13 protein-coding genes and 1 riboswitch are annotated in these 18,093 nt (G+C 59.6%); of the genes, 9 read left to right on the top strand and 4 right to left on the bottom strand.

The features are described 5' to 3' along the window. Positions 1-14: 14 nt before the first annotated feature. From AACY07_RS20970 to trhA, 6 genes are all read left to right on the top strand, one after another. On the top strand, positions 15-2,072 hold the full coding sequence (locus AACY07_RS20970) for a methyl-accepting chemotaxis protein (RefSeq protein WP_445261393.1): 2,058 nt from the start codon (positions 15-17) through the stop codon (positions 2,070-2,072). Between the two features lie 27 nt (positions 2,073-2,099). After that, complete coding sequence (locus tag AACY07_RS20965; RefSeq protein ID WP_339477278.1) at positions 2,100-7,988, top strand: Hpt domain-containing protein; 5,889 nt, start codon at positions 2,100-2,102, stop codon at positions 7,986-7,988. Continuing rightward, a complete protein-coding gene (locus tag AACY07_RS20960) occupies positions 7,981-8,433 on the top strand; it encodes a chemotaxis protein CheW (protein ID WP_339477275.1) in 453 nt (150 codons plus the stop codon). Before AACY07_RS20965 ends, AACY07_RS20960 begins: the two co-directional genes overlap by 8 nt. An 84-nt stretch (positions 8,434-8,517) precedes the next feature. Then, positions 8,518-9,117, top strand: a complete 600-nt coding sequence (locus tag AACY07_RS20955; RefSeq protein WP_257623007.1) for a transcriptional regulator — start codon at positions 8,518-8,520, stop codon at positions 9,115-9,117. Beyond that, positions 9,104-9,538, top strand: coding sequence for a hypothetical protein (locus tag AACY07_RS20950; protein WP_133075185.1), 435 nt, complete (start codon positions 9,104-9,106; stop codon positions 9,536-9,538). The genes AACY07_RS20955 and AACY07_RS20950 overlap by 14 nt, the downstream gene beginning before the upstream one ends. Positions 9,539-9,749: 211 nt before the next feature. Beyond that, positions 9,750-10,367 (top strand): PAQR family membrane homeostasis protein TrhA, encoded by a 618-nt coding sequence (trhA, locus tag AACY07_RS20945; RefSeq protein WP_086795678.1) that lies wholly within the window; start codon positions 9,750-9,752, stop codon positions 10,365-10,367. A 1-nt stretch (position 10,368) separates the two neighbouring features. Here trhA and AACY07_RS20940 read toward each other — a convergent pair whose 3' ends face one another. Further along, the gene (locus AACY07_RS20940) at positions 10,369-11,208 is read right to left on the bottom strand and encodes a formate/nitrite transporter family protein (RefSeq protein WP_339477272.1); all 840 of its coding nucleotides are present in this window, start codon (positions 11,206-11,208) and stop codon (positions 10,369-10,371) included. A 182-nt stretch (positions 11,209-11,390) separates the two neighbouring features. Beyond that, positions 11,391-11,780 (bottom strand): acyl-CoA thioesterase, encoded by a 390-nt coding sequence (locus AACY07_RS20935; RefSeq protein ID WP_048361238.1) that lies wholly within the window; start codon positions 11,778-11,780, stop codon positions 11,391-11,393. A gap of 183 nt (positions 11,781-11,963) precedes the next feature. Then, positions 11,964-12,070: riboswitch (S-adenosyl-L-homocysteine riboswitch) on the top strand. Between the two features lie 22 nt (positions 12,071-12,092). Between AACY07_RS20935 and ahcY the strand changes: the two genes are divergently transcribed. The 3 genes from ahcY to AACY07_RS20920 all read left to right on the top strand — a co-directional run bounded on the left by ahcY (position 12,093) and on the right by AACY07_RS20920 (position 16,678). Next, positions 12,093-13,502 carry an adenosylhomocysteinase gene (gene ahcY / locus AACY07_RS20930; protein ID WP_219262660.1) on the top strand — a complete coding sequence of 470 codons (1,410 nt, stop codon included), beginning with the start codon at positions 12,093-12,095 and terminating at the stop codon, positions 13,500-13,502. A 100-nt stretch (positions 13,503-13,602) separates the two neighbouring features. Next, positions 13,603-14,448: a methylenetetrahydrofolate reductase [NAD(P)H] gene (metF, locus tag AACY07_RS20925; protein ID WP_133075187.1), complete on the top strand. Its 846-nt coding sequence runs from the start codon at positions 13,603-13,605 to the stop codon at positions 14,446-14,448. A gap of 382 nt (positions 14,449-14,830) precedes the next feature. Next, complete coding sequence (locus AACY07_RS20920) at positions 14,831-16,678, top strand: DEAD/DEAH box helicase (protein WP_133075188.1); 1,848 nt, start codon at positions 14,831-14,833, stop codon at positions 16,676-16,678. Positions 16,679-16,838: 160 nt separating this feature from the next. On the opposite strand, the gene AACY07_RS20915 is transcribed toward AACY07_RS20920, so the two are convergent. Further along, entirely contained in the window at positions 16,839-17,414 is a 576-nt protein-coding gene (locus AACY07_RS20915) for a YceI family protein (protein WP_339477267.1), read from the bottom strand. Positions 17,415-17,446: 32 nt separating this feature from the next. Beyond that, positions 17,447-17,998 (bottom strand): cytochrome b, encoded by a 552-nt coding sequence (locus AACY07_RS20910; protein ID WP_133075190.1) that lies wholly within the window; start codon positions 17,996-17,998, stop codon positions 17,447-17,449. Between the last annotated feature and the right edge of the window lie 95 nt (positions 17,999-18,093).

Raw genomic sequence — 18,093 nt, 5'->3', positions numbered from 1 at the left:
TCAGGACCTGATTGATGACCACAGCCAATACCGCTAAACCAATGGAAGGGTCGCGCAGTCGTTCGCAGATCATCGTGCTTTTTATCGCCCTGATCGTGTTCATCATGCTGTTGTTCGCCAACTTTGCTTACCTCAACACCCAATCCAACTACGACAAGCAATACATCAGCCACGCGGGTGAATTGCGTGTCCTGTCCCAGCGTATTGCCAAAAACGCCACTGAGGCCGCAGCCGGAAAGGCTGCCGCGTTCAAGTTGCTGATCGATGCGCGAAACGATTTCAGCCAGCGTTGGGGCTATCTGAAAAAAGGCGATCCGGTCACTGGCCTGCCTCCCGCGCCTCCTGCAGTCCACAAGGAAATGCAGGCGGTTCAGCGTGACTGGGAGCTGTTGCTGAGCAACGTCAACGCCATTTTGGCCAGTGAGCAAACCGTACTGTCATTGCATCAAGTGGCCGCGACACTGGCCGAAACCGTGCCGCAGCTGCAGGTCGAATACGAAAAAGTCGTCGAAATCCTGTTGCAGCGTGGCGCGCCAGCCAGCCAGGTGGCCCTGGCGCAGCGTCAGTCATTACTGGCCGAACGCATTTTAGGCGCGGTGAATACGGTGCTGGCCGGTGATGAAAATGCAGCCCAGGCCGCCGGTGCTTTCGGGCGCGATGCCAACCGCTTCGGGCAAGTGCTCAACGGCATGCTGGAAGGCAATGACGGGATGAGGATTACCCAGGTCGAAGACAAGGACGCCCGTGCCCGCTTGCAGGAAATTTCCGAGCTGTTCCAGTTTGTGTCGGGCTCAGTGGATGAAATCATTGAAACCTCGCCGCAGCTGTTCCACGTTCGTGAAGCCGCAAACACCATATTCAGCCTGTCGCAAACCCTGCTTGATGAAGCGTCGACCCTGGCCAACGGCTTTGAAAATCTCGCCACCGGGCGCTCGCTCGACATCATTGGCGGTTACGTATTGGGCTTGCTGGCACTGGCATCAATCATCCTGATCGGGCTGGTGATGGTGCGCGAAACCAATCGCCAACTGCGTGAAACGGCCGAAAAGAACGAGCGCAACCAGAACGCGATCATGCGTTTGCTGGACGAAATTGCCGATCTGGCCGACGGCGACCTGACGGTGACGGCCTCTGTCACCGAAGATTTTACGGGGGCCATTGCCGACTCCATCAACTACTCGATCGACCAACTGCGCGAGCTGGTGGCCACGATCAACCACACCGCAGGTCAGGTCGCGGCAGCCGTGCAGGAAACCCAGGCAACCGCCATGCAGCTGGCTGAGGCTTCCGAGCATCAAGCCCAGCAAATTACCGAGGCTTCGGGAGCCATCCAGCAAATGGCCCATTCCATCGATCAGGTGTCGGCCAACGCTTCGGAGTCTTCAGCGGTGGCGGAGCGCTCCGTGGCGATTGCCAACAAGGGCAATGAAGTGGTGCATAACACCATTCATGGCATGGACAACATTCGTGATCAGATCCAGGACACCGCCAAGCGGATCAAGCGGTTGGGCGAGTCTTCCCAGGAAATCGGCGACATTGTCAGCCTGATTGATGATATTGCCGATCAAACCAATATCCTGGCGTTGAACGCGGCCATCCAGGCCTCGATGGCCGGCGATGCCGGGCGCGGGTTTGCCGTGGTGGCCGACGAAGTCCAGCGCCTGGCCGAGCGCTCATCGGCGGCTACGCGGCAAATCGAAACCCTGGTGCGGGCGATTCAGGCCGACACCAACGAGGCGGTGATTTCCATGGAGCAAACCACCACCGAAGTGGTGCGCGGTGCCCGTCTGGCCCATGACGCCGGAGTGGCGCTGGAGGAGATCGAAGGCGTGTCGCAAAATCTGGCGGACCTGATTCAAAGCATCTCCAACGCCGCGCAGCAGCAGACCACTTCGGCGGCGCAGATCTCCCTGACCATGAACGTCATTCAGCAAATCACCAACCAGACCTCGTCGGGCTCCACTGCAACCGCCGACAGCATCGGTAATCTGGCCAAAATGGCCAGCCAGCTGCGGCGTTCGGTATCTGGCTTCACATTGCCTGCGCCGCCTAAAGACCTTGGTCCACAGTAATGCGCTGCAATTCTGACTGGAGTCGTTATGGTTGACCGGCACGACTATGTGGCCCTTGAGTGGGTCAAAGGCGAAATTGCCCACACGCTAAAACAGGCCCGCGTGGCGCTGGATGCCTACGCGCAACAGCCTGCCGCCGACACGCTGGAGCAGTGCCTGGCCTGTATTCATCAGGTGCATGGCAGCTTGCTGATGGTCGAGTTCTACGGCGCGGCGTTGCTTGCAGAAGAGATGGAGCAGTTGGTCATTGCCTTGCAACAGGGCCGCGTCAGCCAGCTCGACGAAGCCCTGCGGTTATTGCAGCAAGCCTTCAGCCAATTGCCGTTGTACCTGGACCGTGTACACAGCGCCCGACGGGATTGGCCATTGGTGGTGTTGCCGTTGCTCAATGACTTGCGCAGCGCCCGTGGCGAAGCCCTGCTCTCGGAAACCAGTCTGTTCAGCCCGCCCTTGCAAGTGTTGCCCCCATTAGACCCGGCCGCCCTGGCCCGTTTGCTCCCCGCTGACTTGCCGCGGGAGCTGCGGATTCTGCGCCATACCTTGCAAACAGCGTTTTTGGGTTTGCGCCGTGGCGAAGCCGTGCAGGCCCATCTGGAAATGATGGCCGGGGTGTTCGCACGGCTTCAAAGTCTGTGCCTGGGTTCGCCGCTCAACGCCCTGTGGAAAATAGCCGCGGCCCTGGTCGATGGCATGCTCAAGGGGCGGGTCCCGAACAGCCCGGCCCTGCGCAGCCTGCTTAAAAAGTCCGACAAGGAACTCAAGCGCCTGCTGGAGCAAGGTATCGAGGCCGTCAATCAGCCTGCGCCCGAAGAGTTGCTCACCAGCCTGCTGTTTTACATCGCCAAGGCCGAGCATCCGACCTCGAAAATGCTCGCCCTGAAAAACCATTACGAACTGGATCAGGCCATGCCCGATGCGGCGATGGTCGATGAGGAGCGGGCGCGGCTGGCTGGCCCCGACCGCGACGCGATGCGCTCAGTGGTTGCGGCATTGTGCGAAGAACTGGTGCGGGTCAAGGAACGCCTCGACCTGTTTGTGCGCAGCGACCGTTTGCACGTCTCGGAACTGAGCAGCCTGATGGCCCCGTTGCGCCAGATCGCCGACACCCTGGCGGTGCTGGGGTTTGGTCAGCCGCGCAAAGTCATCATCGATCAACTGGCGGTGATGCAAAGTCTGGCCCAGGGCCAGCGCGAGCCAACCGATGCGGTGTTGATGGATGTCGCGTCAGCCTTGCTCTACGTAGAGGCCACATTGGCTGGCATGGTTGGCAGCGTTGAGCCCTCGCAGCGCGAAGAGAGCCGTTTGCCCACCACCGACCTCATGCAGATCCATCAACTGGTGATCAAGGAGGCGCGTATCGGCCTTGAGGAAGTGAAGGATCTGATCGCCGATTACGTGATGGCCGGCCATGACCGCCTGCACTTGCAGCCACTGCCTGCGCTGATCACACAAATCCGTGGCGCGCTGGCAATGATCCCCCTGAGCCGCGCTGCCAGCCTGCTGCAAGCCTGCCATGACTATCTGAGCGAGCGCCTGCTGCAGGGGCCTGATATCCCGACAGCGCAGCAACTGGATCATCTGGCCGAAGCCCTGAGCAGCATCGAGTATTACCTGGAGCGTCTGTCCCATGACCCGGGAGCCGCGGGCGAGCGGGTGCTGGATTGGGCCGAAAACAGCTTGGCCAGGCTGGGCTATGCCCCGGCCGAGCCTGCCGGACCGTTGCTGGATGACGCCTGCAGCCCCGCGGATCAACCGCTGATGCCGGATCTGCAGGGGAACCTGGCCGATGTGCTGGCGAGTCCGCTGTCTGCGCTCAATCCGCCTGCGCAGCACATGCCCGCCAGCCTGCTACCGCCGCCGATGGATGAAGAGCCCCTGGATGAAGAGTTGCTGGACGTCTTTCTGGAAGAGACCGACGAAGTACTGATCACCCTGCACGATTGCCTGCCGCAATGGGTCGCCAACCCGGCGGACAGCGCCGCACTGGCTGAACTGCGCCGCGGCTTTCACACCCTAAAGGGCAGCGGGCGCATGGTGCGTGCGCTGGTGCTGGGGGAATTGGCGTGGGCGGTCGAGAACCTGCTCAATCGCGTGATTGAGCGCAGCGTGGCGCCGTCCCCAGAGATCTTTCAACTGCTTGAAGACGTGCTGGTGATGCTGCCCGAGCTGATCCAGGCGTTTGCCGAGCAAAGCCAGCGTCAGCGCGAAGACGTCGACCAACTGGCCGCTCAGGCACAGCGCCTGGCCAAAGGTGAGCCGCAGCCGCTGCTGATTGCCCAGGACGCCAGCCATTTCGACCCGCAGTTGCTGGACATCTTCCGACAGGAAGCGCAAACCCACCTTGAGCGTCTTGACCGGTTTCTGGATCGGGCCCGCGAGCAAATGCCGCTGTATGCCAGCGACGACCTGCAACTGGCCATGCACACCCTCAAAGGCAGTGCGCACATGGCGGGCGTGGTGCACATGGCCGAACTGGCGGCGCCACTGGATCATCTGGTCCGTGAGTACAAGGCCCATCATCTTGCCCTCGGGCAGGAAGAAATTGAGCTGTTGCGGGAGGCTGATGGCTTGTTGCATCGCGGCCTCAAGCAACTGGACAGTGACCCGCTGGCCGAGATCAAGGGGGCCCGCTCCCTGATCGAGCGCACCGAGCGACTGATCGCCACCCGTCTTGAAACCCTGCTCAATACGCCCACCAGCAGTTGGGTGGCCCAGCGCGACCCGCAACGGATTACCGAGTTTCTGGGCGAAAGCATGGACATCCTGTTTGACGCCGAAGAGCTGCTTAAAAACTGGCATCAGAACCCCCAGCAGCGGGAGGGCCTGGATACCCTGCTGGACCAGCTGACTGCCTTGGCCCAGGCCGCACACCTGCTGGACCTGCAACCCATTGATGCCGTGTGCGAAGCCTTGCTCGACCTGTATGGCGCCGTTGAGGAAAGCAGCCTGGCGGCCAGTGAGCGGTTCTTCGAGGCGGCCGATGATGCTCAGGAAGCGTTGATCAACATGCTCGATCAACTGGCGGCGGGGCAAGAAATCATCCCGCAACCTGAGCTGATCCAGACCTTGCATGCGCTGCTGCACGAAGGGCTGGCGCCTGACGCCACGGGGCTGATTCGCCGTGATGGCGGCCAGACGCTGGACATCACCGAACTGGGCGCCGCGACTGACCAGTTGGGGGCGGGGCTGGACGATGATGTCGACGAGGAAATCGTCGAAATCTTTCTCGAAGAGGCGGTGGATATTCTCGACAGTGTCGGGCAGGCCCTGCAGCGTTGGCTGGGCGCTCCCGACAGCCTCGCTTCGCTGTCTTCCTTGCAGCGCGATTTGCACACCCTCAAGGGTGGGGCGCGCATGGCCGGGATCGAGCCGATTGCCGATCTGGCCCATGAATTGGAGCACCTCTACGAAGGTCTGCTGGACCGGCGCCTGAGTGAAAGCCCGGCATTGAGCCACTTGCTTGAGCGCAGCCATGAGCAACTGGCACTGATGCTCGATCAGCTCAAGCACAAGCAGCCGTTGAGCGAGTCTTATGAACTGATTGAGGCCATTCGCGGGTTTCGTCTCTACAGCCATTCGCCTGTCGAGCCGGGCAATACTGAAGCCGAGCCCGCTGCAGCGTTGAACACGGCCGACCCTGAATTGCAGGATATCTTCCTCGACGAGGCTTTCGACATTCTCGAAAGCTCGGGCACGGCGTTATCGCGCTGGCGGGCCGACCCCCAGAGCCACCTCGAAGTCGAAAACCTGCTGCGTGACCTGCATACCCTCAAAGGTGGGGCGCGGATGGTTGAGGTTGCCGCCATTGGCGACTTTGCCCATGAACTTGAAACCCTCTTCGAAGATATTTCGGCTGGCTTGCTGGCACCCAATGCCGAGCTGTTTGTGCTGCTTGAGCGTTGCCATGACCAGCTTGCACAAATGTTCGATGCGTTGCGCAGTGGCCAGCCGCTGCCTTCGCCTCAGACGCTGATAGAAAAAATCCGCAGGATTGAACGCAACACCCGTCAGGAGGCTCCCGCAGCTTCCAAGTCCGAGCCTGTGGCGCCGCCATTGCCCGAAGGTGAGCGCACGGGGCTGGACACCCTCAAGGTGCCGGCCGAGTTGCTGGAAGACCTGGTCAACCTGGCAGGCGAAGCCTCGATCATCCGTGGGCGCGTTGAGCAGCAGGTCAACGATGGTCAGATCGCTCTCAACGAAATGCAGACCACCCTTGAGCGGATGCAGGACCAACTGCGTCGCCTCGACAGCGAAACCCAGGGGCGCCTGCACAGCCGCTCGCACACCGAAGCCGATGGCGTGGCTTACGACGAATTCGATCCCCTGGAGATGGACCGTCATTCCCTGCTGCAACAGCTGTCCCGTGCATTGTTCGAATCGGCTTCGGACTTGCTCGACCTCAAGGCCACACTGGCTGCGCGCAATCAGGATGCCCACGGCCTTTTGCAGAAGCAGGCGCGGGTAAATACCCAGCTGCAGGAAGGCCTGATGGGTACGCGCATGGTGCCGTTCGAGCGCGTATTGCCGCGCCTCAAGCGGGTCGTGCGCCAGGTGGCCAGTGAACTGGGCAAGCAGGTCGAATTCAGCGTGATCAATGCCGAGGCCGAAATCGACCGCAACGTGCTTGAGCGCATGGTGGCGCCGTTGGAACACATGTTGCGCAACGCCGTCGACCACGGTCTCGAGCCTGCAGATATCCGTCACGCCAGCGGCAAGCCGGAGCAGGGATTGATCAGTCTGGAGCTGTCTTACGACGGTGGCGACGTGGTCTTCGACATGCATGACGATGGCGCCGGCGTGCCGCTTGAAGCTGTACGGCGAAAAGCTATTTTGCGCGGCCTGCTGGATCCGCAGGCGACGATCAGCGACCGCGATGTCTTGCAGTTCATCCTGCAACCGGGGTTCTCCACCGCTGAAAAAATCACTCAGATTTCCGGGCGCGGCGTCGGCATGGACGTGGTTCACGAAGAAGTCCGGCAGTTGGGCGGCAGCATGACCATCGACTCGGTGGCCGGGCAGGGCGTGCACTTTCAGATCCGCCTGCCCTTCAGCGTCTCGCTCAACCGGGCGCTGATGGTGCAATGCGCCGACGAGCAATACGCCATTGCCCTCGACACCGTCGAAGGCATCGTGCGAGTCATGCCCAATGAGCTGGAGGGGTATTACCAGCTCAATCCCCCGCTGTATCACTACGGCGGGCAGACCTATGAGTTGCGTTATCTGGGGGAGCTGCTGCAAACCGTGGGCAAACCCAAGCTCGTGGGCGAAAGCCATTCGTTGCCGGTGTTGCTGGTGCATTGCCAGGATCAGCGTGTGGCGTTGCAAGTCGATGCGCTGGCGGGCTCGCGAGAAATCGTGGTCAAAAGCCTCGGCCCGCAATTTACCGGGGTGCAGGGGTTGTCGGGTGCGACCATTCTGGGGGATGGCCGGGTGGTGCTGATCCTCGATCTGCTGGCTTATATTCGCGCCCATCAGGCGCGTCAGCCATTGCAGCGGGCGCATCACGAAGCCGTCGGCGCGCTGGAGTTCACCCCGGCCGTGCGCCCGCCGTTGGTGCTGGTGGTGGATGACTCGGTCACGGTGCGCAAAGTCACCAGTCGCCTGCTGGAGCGCAACGGCATGAACGTCATCACCGCCAAGGACGGGGTCGACGCCATGAGCGTGCTCGAAGAACACACCCCTGACCTGATGCTGCTGGACATCGAAATGCCGCGCATGGACGGCTTTGAAGTGGCCACCCGCGTGCGCAACGACCCGCGTCTCAAAGACTTGCCGATCATCATGATCACCTCGCGCACCGGGCAAAAACACCAGAACCGTGCGATGGCCATTGGCGTCAACGACTACCTGGGCAAACCGTATCAAGAGTCGGTGTTGCTGGAGCGCATCGCCTACTGGAGCAACTTTCATGCTTGATCATCGTGTGGGCAGCCTGACCGGTTTGCTGCTGCCGCTGGCTGACCGCTATCTGCTGCTGCCCAACGTTGCCATTGCCGAACTGATCGGCTGGCAGCGCGGCGACCCCAGCAGCGACTCACCGCCCTGGCACCTGCGCCAGATCACCTGGCGCGACCACCAGCTGCCGTTGATCAGCTTTGAAGCCGCCTGCGGCGGGCCGCTGGTGATCGGTGAGCGTGCGCGGATCGTCATCCTCAACACCCTGGGCGGCGACCCGGCGCTCAAGTTTATCGCCTTGGTGGTACAAGGCATCCCGCGTTCCTATCGCCTCGACAGCCAGCTGAGCTTTGTCGACGTACCGCTCAGCCTGCTGGAGCGTGCGGCGGTGCAAGTGGGGGACCACGTGGCGAAAATCCCGGACTTGCTGGCGCTGGAAAGGTTGGTGCGCGGGGCTGCGGATTAATCCCGCTCTAACAGGTCAAGCTTGATCAGTCCCTAAAAGGGACTTATCGTTCCCTTTTTGGGACTCTTAGGCGGAGCCGTCAACATGTTATCGCTCAGTGATGCGCTCTTTACCACCACGCAGCAAAAAGTGCTGGGCCTGCTTTTTGGCAAGCCAGGCCAGAGCTTTTACGTCAACGAAATTGCACGTTGGGCAAAGGTAGGCAAAGGCAGTTTGACGCGCGAGCTGGGGCGTCTAGAGCGATCAGGCATTCTCACTGTGACCCGTCAGGGAAATCAGGCTCACTACCAGGCAAATGCACAGTGCCCGATTTATCAGGAGCTGCTGAGCATTATCCGCAAGACCTCGGGGCTCTCTGAACCGCTGCGTGTGGCGCTGATGCCTTTCGCAGAACAGTTGCAATGGGCATTTGTATATGGCTCGGTTGCCAAGGATCAGGCACACGTCGGCAGTGATATCGACCTTATGCTGATGGGTGAAAACCTGCATTACAGTGACGTCATGGAGCACCTGATGCCGCTTGAAGAATCGTTGGGTCGTACCATCAACCCGACGCTCTACACCCCTCAAGACTGGGCCGCCAAGCTGGCTGCCGGAAACAGCTTTGTCGTGAGGGTTGCGCAACAGGAAAAAATCACGCTGATCGGTCATGACCCGCTGGAGCCCGTGGATGGAGAAAAATGAAAACCTGGAAAATCTGGTACGCACTGGAGGCTTGAAGGTTGAACCACCCGATCGCAAGGAGTGTGAAGGGCTGCTGCGTTCGGCGGTTGATCGCCTGAAAGATGCAGGCAGCGCCCAGTTGTCTTTCGCCAGTCGTTTCGATCTGGCTTACAACGCAGCCCACGCCATTGCACTGACCGCCTTGCGGCTGTATGGGTATCGATCAGACCGGCGCTATCTGGTTTTTCAAAGCCTGATCCATACGTCAACAATCGACAAAGTGCAGGTGCGTTTGTTTGCCTTGTGCCATGAGCGCCGTAACCTCGCGGAATACGAAGGTTACATGGATGAAGATGAGGGATTGTTGGCGAGCCTGTTGGGCAGCACGCAGCAGTTGCTTGAACAGGTGCTGATGCTGCGGTTTGAAGCATTTGGCGATTAACGAGAAGCGCCTGCAGCCAACGCTGGCGAGTTTCTGGATCATGTGGGAGCGGGCTTGCTCGCGATGCAGGCGATGCGGTCTTTCAGTTGAACCGTGGTGCTACCATCGCGAACATATCGAATCGCGGCATTGCCCTTTAACTTCACACCCCTGACCCTTATCTAGTAACCGGGTGACACAGTCGCACTGTCAGTTTTTGAGGATGTTGCACATGTATCACGGTGAAAAGCTCAACGCCTGGACTCATCTGGTGGGTGCGGTTGCAGCAGCAGTGGGCAGTATCTGGTTGCTGGTGATGGCGTGCCTGGATGGCAGCCCGCAAAAGATTGTCAGTGTGGCCATTTATGGCGTCACGCTGGTGCTGTTGTACAGCGTATCGACCGTGTACCACAGCGTGCGCGGGCGCTCCAAGGTGATCATGCAAAAGTTTGATCACTTGTCGATTTACCTGCTGATTGCGGGCAGTTACACGCCGTTTTGCCTGGTCACGCTACATGGCCCGTGGGGCTGGTCGCTGTTCGGGATTGTGTGGGGCATGGCGGTGATCGGCATGCTGCAAGAGATCAAGCCACGCTCCGAGGCGCGCATTCTGTCTATCGTGATTTACGCGGTGATGGGCTGGATTGTGCTGGTGGCCGTCAAGCCGTTACTCGCGGCGCTGGGCACCGCGGGCTTTATCTGGCTGGCCACGGGCGGGGTGATGTACACCGTGGGGATTATCTTTTTTGCCCTGGACCACCGCCTGCGCCATGCCCACGGTATCTGGCATCTGTTCGTGATTGCCGGCAGCCTGCTGCACTTTGTGGCCATCGCGCATTACGTGATCTGATTCAGGGCAGTTTTTTAGTGTCACTGCGAACCTGCGCGTGACTGATCAGGGCAAAAATAAAACTGCCACCGATGATATTGCCGGCCAGGGTAGGGCCGGCAAAGATCAGCCAGAAGTCTTTCCAGGGCAGTTCCCCGGCAAACACCAGATAGGACACTTCGGCCGTACCGACCACGATGTGGGTGAAGTCGCCCAGCGCCATCAAGTAGGTGATGAGGATGATGATCCACATCTTGGCACTCTCCATGGACGGGATCATCCACACCATGGTGGCGATCATCCAGCCCGAAACGATGCCCTTGGCAAACATCTGACTGGCGTCGTTTTCCATGACCTTGCGGCCGATTTCAAGAAAGGCCTTGTCGGTTGGCGTGTCGAAAATCGGCAGGTGCAGCATGACGTAGGCCACCAGCAGGGTGCCCATCAGGTTACCCACCAGCACCACCCCCCAGAGCCGCAGCAGGCGCCCGAAATTGTTGAGCGTGGGTTTGCTCATGACCGGCAACACGGCGGTCAGGGTGTTTTCGGTGAACAGTTGCTGGCGGGAAAGGATGACGGCCAAAAAACCGGCGCAGTAGCCGAAGCTGGCGATGACCTTGAAGGCTTCGCCGTCGGGCAGACGCGAGTTGAGCAAGCCCATGGCCATAAGCGACAGGCCCATGGTCAGCCCTGCAGCGAGAGCCGACCAGAACAGGGCGGCGATGCTGCGCTCCAGCTCCTGATCGCCCTGCAAGCGAATGATCTCGTGCAGGACGGCGGCGCGTGGTGGCTGGTTTTTGGTGACGTCGTGCTCTTCTTCAGCCGACAGGTTGGGGGTTTTGCCGGACTTTTGGGTTTCCATGAGCTTCATGACCGTGGCGTGTGTAAAGGTACGACACGCAGGGGCTGTAGCTGTTCACTCAAAACCTGTAGTCGCTGCCGAAGGCTGCGATGGGGCCAATGGGCCTCCAATTAAACGGGTTGCTGCGCAACCCTTCGCAGCCTGCGGCAGCGACTACACAGGCCAGGCATCAAACCCGGTCATCAGTCCTGAAACTGGTCTTTGACGTATTTGATCTCGGTGCGCCCGTGCGGTGCGGGCAGGCCGTCCTCGCCCAGGTTGACGAAGACCATCTTGTCCACCGTCAGGATGCTTTTGCGGGTGATCTTGTTGCGCACTTCGCAGGTCAGGGTGATCGAGGTGCGGCCAAATTCAGTGGCGGTGATGCCCAGTTCGATGATGTCGCCCTGGCGCGATGCACTGACAAAGTTGATTTCGGAGATGTACTTGGTGACCACGCGCTGGTTGCCCAGTTGGACGATGGCGTAAATCGCGGCTTCTTCGTCGATCCAGCGCAGCAAGCTGCCACCGAACAGGGTGCCGTTGGGGTTGAGGTCTTCGGGTTTAACCCATTTGCGGGTGTGAAAATTCATATTCGCTCCTGACCGTCTTGCCTTAGATGCGGGCCATGATGTCAGACCACGGCACTTAGCTCTATTAACCTTGGACTATGGTCTCGATAGGGTCAAAGAAAAAGCCTTGGGATCACTTGCCCGGATGGCTATAATAGCCCCCGTTTCAAAACGGTCATTTTTACCCAGTACCGTTCCCGCCACCTGTCCGAGGGGCGCTGCAGCAGGTTCAACCTGTCAGGCTCGGATGGGGCGTTGTTTGATCAGGGTCCCCTGTTCAGGCACTAAACGCACAACGGCGCCCATTCGCGATTAAACGAATGGAGGCTCTTGATGAGCGCTGTAAACACGCCTGCAGGTTTTACCGACTATAAAGTCGCTGATATGTCCCTCGCCCAATGGGGCCGTCGCGAAACGTTCATCGCCGAGTCCGAAATGCCAGCCCTGATGGGTCTGCGCCGCCGTTATGCAGCAGAACAACCGCTCAAGGGCGCGAAGATTCTGGGCTGCATTCACATGACCATCCAGACCGCCGTACTGATCGAAACCCTGGTTGCCCTGGGTGCCGAAGTGCGTTGGTCCTCGTGCAACATCTTCTCGACTCAGGATCAGGCTGCCGCTGCTATCGCTGCTGCCGGTATCCCGGTTTTCGCCTGGAAAGGCGAGACTGAAGAAGAGTACGAGTGGTGCCTTGAGCAAACCATCCTCAAAGATGGCGAGCCTTGGGATGCCAACATGATCCTCGACGACGGCGGCGACCTGACCGAGCTGCTGCACAAGAAATACCCGGCCATGCTGAAAAAGATCCACGGCGTGACTGAAGAAACCACCACCGGTGTTCACCGTCTGCTGGACATGCTGGCCAAAGGCGAGCTGATGATCCCTGCGATCAACGTCAACGACTCGGTCACCAAAAGCAAAAACGACAACAAGTACGGCTGCCGTCACAGCCTGAACGATGCCATCAAGCGTGGTACTGACCACCTGCTGTCCGGCAAGCAAGCACTGGTCATCGGCTACGGTGACGTGGGCAAGGGTTCGGCCCAGTCCCTGCGTCAGGAAGGCATGATCGTTAAAGTGTCCGAAGTTGACCCGATCTGCGCCATGCAAGCCTGCATGGACGGTTTTGAAGTGGTTTCGCCGTTCATCAACGGCCAGAACGACGGCACTGCTGCCAGCATCGACGCTGCGCTGCTGGGCAAGATCGACCTGATCGTGACCACCACCGGTAACGTCAACGTGTGCGACAAAAACATGCTGGCTGCGCTGAAAAAACGCGCCGTAGTGTGCAACATCGGTCACTTCGACAACGAAATCGACACCGCTTTCATGCGCAAGAACTGGGCATGGGAAGAAGTGAAGCCACAGGTTCACAAGGTTCACCGTACTGGCCTGGGCGAATTCGACCCACAGAACGACGACTACCTGATCCTGCTGGCCGAAGGCCGTCTGGTTAACCTGGGCAACGCCACAGGTCACCCAAGCCGCATCATGGACGGTTCGTTCGCCAACCAGGTTCTGGCCCAGATCTTCCTGTTCGCCCAGAAGTACGCTGACCTGCCAGCCGAGCTGCAAGCCGAGCGCCTGACCGTAGAAGTTCTGCCGAAGAAGCTGGACGAAGAAGTGGCCCTGGAAATGGTTCGCGGCTTCGGCGGCGTGGTCACGCAACTGACCAAGCAACAGGCTGACTACATCGGCGTCACCGTCGAAGGCCCGTTCAAGCCAGACGCTTATCGCTACTGATTAAAAAAGGCGGTCAGGCTTGCACTGACCGCCTTTTTTTTGTGTGAGTTCAGCGTCAGGGGGCATCACTGGCCTCCTTCGCGTACGCAAGGGTATTCCCATGTCTCAAGACCGTCGTTTCAGCTTCGAGTTCTTCCCGACCAAGACCGATGCTGGACATGAAAAGCTGATGAACACGGCTCGCCAACTGGCGACCTACAACCCGGATTTTTTCTCCTGCACCTATGGTGCCGGTGGCTCGACCCGCGACCGCACGATCAATACTGTGCTGCAGCTGGAGAGCGAAGTAAAAGTGCCTGCTGCACCGCACCTGTCCTGCGTGGGTGACAGCAAGGCCGATTTGCGCGGCCTGTTGGCCCAGTACAAGGCTGCAGGTATCAAACGCATTGTTGCACTGCGCGGCGACCTGCCTTCGGGTATGGGCATGGCCAGTGGTGAGCTGCGCTACGCCAATGACCTGGTGAGCTTCATTCGTGAAGAAACCGGCGATCACTTCCACATCGAAGTGGCCGCCTACCCGGAAATGCACCCGCAAGCGCGCAACTTCGAAGACGATATCAGCAACTTCGTACGCAAGGCCCAAGCTGGCGCTGACAGTGCGATCACCCAGTACTTCTTCAACGCCGACAGCTACTTCCGTTTTGTCGAGCGCGTGGAAGCTGCAGGCGTGATGGTTCCCATCGTGCCGGGCATCATGCCGATCACCAACTACAGCAAGCTGGCGCGTTTTTCTGACGCCTGTGGTGCTGAAATCCCGCGTTGGATCCGCAAGCAACTTGAAGCCTATGGCGACGATACGCAGAGCATCCAGGCGTTTGGCGAGCAGGTCATCAGCGAAATGTGCGAGCGCCTGCTTGATGGCGGCGCACCGGGGTTGCACTTCTACACCCTGAACCAGGCTGATCCGAGCCTGGCGATCTGGAACAACCTCAAGCTGCCGCGCTAAACAGAAAACGGTAGTCGCTGCCGCAGGCTGCGAGAAGGTCCGATGGGCCTTCGAGGGAACGGGTTGCTTCGCAACCCTTCGCAGCCTTCGGCAGCGACTACAGGTTTTTTGGCTTCTCTTGAAAAAACCGTTGGGCAGCATGAAATCGGCGCGCCGTGATTGCTCTGTTATACTCCGGGCTTTCCGCCAGGCTTACGCCCGGCCGCTCGTCCTTGTACAAGCCACTCAACCCCCGCTACTGCGCAGCTCTTGCCCGCGCGAGCGGTGCGCATGAGCCTTGTGGACTGGAGCAGGACCGGACGGGATTGCGTCATCTTAAACGCCATTCACGCCAGGCAAGACTATCCCTTTGGGCCAAGCCCTAACTAGAACAGGATTTCTCATGTCCTTTGCTTCCCTCGGTCTCTCCGAGGCTTTAGTCCGCGCCATTGAAGCTGCGGGCTATACCGAGCCTACTCCGGTGCAACAGCGGGCCATCCCCGCCGTGTTGCAAGGTCGCGACCTGATGGTTGCGGCTCAGACAGGTACTGGTAAAACCGGCGGCTTCGCTCTTCCGATCCTGGAAAAGCTGTTTCCCAATGGCCACCCGGACAAATCCCAGCGCCACGGCCCACGCCAACCACGCGTGCTGGTCCTGACACCGACCCGCGAACTCGCCGCCCAGGTGCACGAGAGCTTCAAGCTCTATGCCCGCGACCTGAAGTTCGTCAGCGCCTGCGTGTTCGGCGGTGTGGGTACCAACCCTCAGGTCCAGGCTCTGGCCCGCGGTGTTGACGTACTGGTTGCCTGCCCGGGTCGTTTGCTCGACCTGGCCGGTCAAGGCAGCGTAGATCTGTCCCACGTTGAAATCCTGGTGCTCGACGAAGCCGACCGCATGCTCGACATGGGCTTCGTCCATGACGTGAAAAAAGTCCTCGCGCGTCTGCCAGCCAAGCGTCAAAACCTGCTGTTTTCGGCGACGTTCTCCAAGGACATCACCGATCTGGCCGGCAAGCTGCTGCGCAACCCGGAACGTATCGAAGTTACGCCACCCAACACCACGGTCGAGCGTATCGAGCAACGGGTTTTCCGTCTGCCCGCTACCCACAAGCGTGCCCTGCTGGCGCACTTGATCACCGCAGGCGCCTGGGAACAGGTTCTGGTCTTTACCCGGACCAAGCACGGTGCCAACCGTCTGGCCGAGTACCTGGACAAGCACGGCCTCAGCGCTGTGGCCATCCACGGCAACAAGAGCCAGAACGCACGAACCAAAGCCCTGGCCGACTTTAAAGCCGGTGCCGTACGCATTCTGGTAGCGACCGATATCGCCGCTCGCGGCCTGGATATCGATCAGTTGCCACACGTGGTCAACTTCGAGCTGCCAAACGTCGACGAAGATTACGTTCACCGTATCGGCCGTACTGGCCGTGCCGGTCGTTCGGGTGAGGCCATCTCGCTGGTCGCTCCGGACGAAGAAAAACTGCTGAAAAGCATCGAGCGCATGACCCGCCAGAAAATCGCCGATGGCGATCTGATGGGTTTTGACTCCAGCACCGTAGAGGCCGAAAAGCCTGAAGTACGCGAGCGTCCAGATGTGCGTAACCCGCGCAACACGCCACGCGGTCCACGTGGCGACGGTCCGGGTAACCCGGGCGGTGGCGGCGGTCGTAAAGACAAGGGCAAGGAAAAGAGCAAAGAAAAACCGGCGGCTGCTCGCAGCGAGCGTCCAGCTCGTGAGCAAAAGCCACGCGAAGCTCAGCCTGCCCGTGAGCAGCGTCAGCCAGCGCCTCGTTCAGACGCCAACCGTGCGCCGGACGAGTTCCGTGATGACGATGTGGACAACTTTGGTAACCGCGCTGATTACGTCAGCCCGTACCAGAACAAAAACAACCAGAGCCGCGGCCGTCGTCCGGGAGCTCCGGCTCAAGGCACTGGCGCAGCACCTGCCGCGCGTACCGGTGGTCGTCAGAATGCTCCACGTACTGGCAGCGGCGCTACCACTGGCACACCGCCTGCCAAGCGCAGCGGTCCACGCAGTGGTGCCCCGCGTGACGGTCAAGCCCGTCGCGAAAACCGCCCGGCCCGTGACGATGCCCGTCAAGAGCCAGCGGTTAAAGGCCCACGTGAGAATCAGCCGAAGATCATGCACAAAGAGTCGAAAAGCGATCGCTTCCCGACGCCTGAGCAGCTCGATCAACTGCCGAACCGCCCTCGTGGCGAGAAGCCGGCACTGCTGACGCGTAACCGCTAAAGATTGTGGGAGCGGGCTTGCTCGCAATTCAGGCACCTCGGGTTAACGGCTACACCGAGGCGACCCAAGCGCGAGCAAGCCCGCTCCTACGACAGTACACAAAAAAACGCCCCGGCTTTCGCAAGCCGGGGCGTTTTTTGTTAGCCGTATAAAAGCGCTATTACTTGGCCTTCACGCCTTCGAGCGAGATATCCAGGCTCAGGGTCTGATCCTTGCTTGGGGATTTGATGCCGAAGTCGCTCAGGTTCACAGTCGTGGTCGCGTTGAAGCCAGCGCGTTCGCCACCCCATGGGTCCTTGCCTTCGCCGTTGAACGTTGCCTTGAAGGTCACAGGCTTGGTCACGCCGTGCAGGGTCAGGTCGCCTGTCACGTCAGCTGTTTTTTCGCCAGTCGGCACAACCTTGGTCGACTTGAAGGTCGCTTCCGGGTACTTGCTCACGTCCAGGAAATCTTTGCTGGCGATGTGCTTGTCACGTTCTGCGTGGTTGGAAAACAGGCTGGCGGTTTTCAGGGTCACGTCAATCTTGCTGTCGGCAGGCTTGGCTGCATCCCACGAGAATGTGCCGCTCCAGTCCTTGAAAGTACCGTGAATGAAGCTGAAGCCCAGGTGGCTGACTTTCCAGTCGATAAAGGCGTGCTGGCCTTCTTTGTCGATGGTGTAGTCAGCAGCCATGGCCTGGCCTGCGGTCAGCAGTGCGGTACCGAGAGCGAGCGCAGCGAGGGTCTTTTTCAACATGCTTTCTTTTCCTTTTGAGTTGAGGTCGAGCATCAGGCTTTGCGCCCCAGCATACGAGTCAGGGTCGCATCACGATCTATAAAGTGGTGTTTCAAAGCGATCAGACCATGCAAACCGGCAAAAATCACCACGGTCCACGCCAGGTATAAGTGCACGACACCGGCCACATCGGCCTGGTCGGGCAGGTTGGAAATCAGTGCAGGGACTTCAAACAGGCCGAAGACCGGGATGCCCACGCCTTCTGCGGTGGAGATCAGGTAGCCGGCGATCATCACGGCAAACAGGCTCAGGTACAAAAAGCCGTGGCCGAGTTTGGCCCCAATACGCGTTGCCTTGCTGTAACTGGCCAGTGCCGGTGGCGCCGGGCTGATCCAGATCCACAGGACACGCAGCACCATCACGGCGAGCAACGTCAGCCCAATGCTTTTATGCAGGTCAGGGGCTTCTTTGCGCCAAGGGCTGTAGTAGTCCAGACCGACCATCCATAAACCCAGGGCGAACAGTCCGAACACCGCGAGCGCAACGGTCCAGTGCATGAGAATGCTGACGGCACCATATCGAGAAGAAGAGTTACGTAGCTGCATTGCCAACATCCTGTAGGAACTTGGATCTAAGACTAATGGTTTACCTATCGATTGAAAGCTCATTTTTTAGCTGCAAGGTATCGATAAATACGATG

Source organism: Pseudomonas sp. RL_5y_Pfl2_69 (assembly GCF_963970465.1).
Lineage (GTDB): Bacteria > Pseudomonadota > Gammaproteobacteria > Pseudomonadales > Pseudomonadaceae > Aquipseudomonas.
Note: the sequence above shows the minus strand (reverse complement) of the source record. Positions and strands in the feature narration are given on the sequence as shown.

What these genes read in the sequence shown, in the direction of transcription:
- AACY07_RS20970 (WP_445261393.1), top strand. Translation starts at nt 15, where the DNA reads ATGACCACAGCCAATACCGCTAAACCAATGGAAGGGTCGCGCAGTCGT.
- trhA (WP_086795678.1), top strand. Translation starts at nt 9,750, where the DNA reads ATGTATCACGGTGAAAAGCTCAACGCCTGGACTCATCTGGTGGGTGCG.
- AACY07_RS20965 (WP_339477278.1), top strand. Translation starts at nt 2,100, where the DNA reads ATGGTTGACCGGCACGACTATGTGGCCCTTGAGTGGGTCAAAGGCGAA.
- AACY07_RS20960 (WP_339477275.1), top strand. Translation starts at nt 7,981, where the DNA reads ATGCTTGATCATCGTGTGGGCAGCCTGACCGGTTTGCTGCTGCCGCTG.
- AACY07_RS20955 (WP_257623007.1), top strand. Translation starts at nt 8,518, where the DNA reads ATGTTATCGCTCAGTGATGCGCTCTTTACCACCACGCAGCAAAAAGTG.
- AACY07_RS20920 (WP_133075188.1), top strand. Translation starts at nt 14,831, where the DNA reads ATGTCCTTTGCTTCCCTCGGTCTCTCCGAGGCTTTAGTCCGCGCCATT.
- AACY07_RS20915 (WP_339477267.1), bottom strand. Translation starts at nt 17,414, where the DNA reads ATGTTGAAAAAGACCCTCGCTGCGCTCGCTCTCGGTACCGCACTGCTG.
- AACY07_RS20950 (WP_133075185.1), top strand. Translation starts at nt 9,104, where the DNA reads ATGGAGAAAAATGAAAACCTGGAAAATCTGGTACGCACTGGAGGCTTG.
- AACY07_RS20935 (WP_048361238.1), bottom strand. Translation starts at nt 11,780, where the DNA reads ATGAATTTTCACACCCGCAAATGGGTTAAACCCGAAGACCTCAACCCC.
- AACY07_RS20910 (WP_133075190.1), bottom strand. Translation starts at nt 17,998, where the DNA reads ATGCAGCTACGTAACTCTTCTTCTCGATATGGTGCCGTCAGCATTCTC.
- ahcY (WP_219262660.1), top strand. Translation starts at nt 12,093, where the DNA reads ATGAGCGCTGTAAACACGCCTGCAGGTTTTACCGACTATAAAGTCGCT.
- metF (WP_133075187.1), top strand. Translation starts at nt 13,603, where the DNA reads ATGTCTCAAGACCGTCGTTTCAGCTTCGAGTTCTTCCCGACCAAGACC.
- AACY07_RS20940 (WP_339477272.1), bottom strand. Translation starts at nt 11,208, where the DNA reads ATGGAAACCCAAAAGTCCGGCAAAACCCCCAACCTGTCGGCTGAAGAA.